Genomic DNA, 1,153 nt, shown 5'->3' with positions numbered 1-1,153 from the left:
TATTTTATTCCTCTTAGTTATATTAATTGATTATATAACCTATAAGGAATTTACACACTTAGATGGACAGACCCATGCTTATACCAGAATTTATCATTTAGTTTTACTGATGATTTTACGCCCTGTAATAATAAATAACTAACATTATCCAAATTACCGAAATTCGTTTTATAAGCATTTCTATAAATTTTTTCTGCCGTTTCGTAATATTCTATAGCTTCCTTAAAATTATTGGTTGCAGCCGATATATCGCCTATCACCGCTAAAATTGAAGCAAGCTCGGTATCTTTAGAATCTTGAGGAGGAGTTGCGTTTTCAGGTTTGGTTAATAATATTTTTTCTACTAAACTCGCGTGACTCATAGCCTCTTCTGTTTTGTTTAGACCTAATTCACTTCTTGCTAATTGAGTTAATATACGAGCAATTAAATATTCGTTAGTATTGCGATCATGCTCTTTCTTATATAACTCCGTCATAATTTGATAAGCTTCTTGAAAATTCTGCAAATAGTTTAAGATTTCTGCTTTAAGAACGTAGTAAATACCTCCCGAACTATGTTGCATTAAGTCTTGTTCCGCTGTAATAACTTTATTTATAAAATTCAAAGCTTCTTTATAATTGCCTTGAGCTAAAAATATCCTCGCTTTTACGTATAATAATCTATTCGCATTTACTTCTCCTAAATTTTGAGCATTTATTTTTTCTATTATTGGAATAATTTCCTCTGCTGCAGCTATGTTGCCTCGTGATATTTCCGTTAACGCAATAATATCATAAACTCCTGTTTCCATTCTGGGGTAGTCTTTAACTTCCTGCAGTACCGCTTTTGCTTTATTAAAATAAACGCTATCCTCGTACATGCCCATTAATGCTAAATACCAGCTATATGCCGCTTTTGTATCATTATTCATCAATGATACATCAAAAACTTTTTTCGCCGATTGACCTGCATTAAACCTGAGGTCAAATCGATCTGTTGCCAACGTAGTGATACCAATTCAGAAACACGCAATCCGTGACGATAAGCTAACAAAATCATCGTCGCATCTCTATGGCTGTGTCGACCTTGTTTTTTTGAAGCGTCAATAAGTTGATCGATTTCATGCGGAGTTAAAAACTCACGTTCACGACGCTCAATATTTGCAATTTTTTT

Annotated in this window: 2 protein-coding genes; both read right to left on the bottom strand. The window is 33.4% G+C overall.

The window, feature by feature from the left end; all coding sequences use genetic code 11:
- Positions 1-50: 50 nt before the first annotated feature.
- Positions 51-911, bottom strand: coding sequence for a tetratricopeptide repeat protein (locus Megvenef_RS09605; protein WP_322777687.1), 861 nt, complete (start codon positions 909-911; stop codon positions 51-53).
- The coding region (locus Megvenef_RS09600) for a tyrosine-type recombinase/integrase (RefSeq protein ID WP_322777686.1) at positions 911-1,153 on the bottom strand (243 nt) is incomplete at its 5' end. The genes Megvenef_RS09605 and Megvenef_RS09600, both read right to left, overlap by 1 nt.

This window comes from Candidatus Megaera venefica (genome assembly GCF_034554655.1).
Lineage (GTDB): Bacteria > Pseudomonadota > Alphaproteobacteria > Rickettsiales > Rickettsiaceae > Megaera_A > Megaera_A venefica.
The sequence above is the reverse complement of the archived record's forward strand: the minus strand, read 5'-3'. Positions and strand labels throughout refer to the sequence as shown.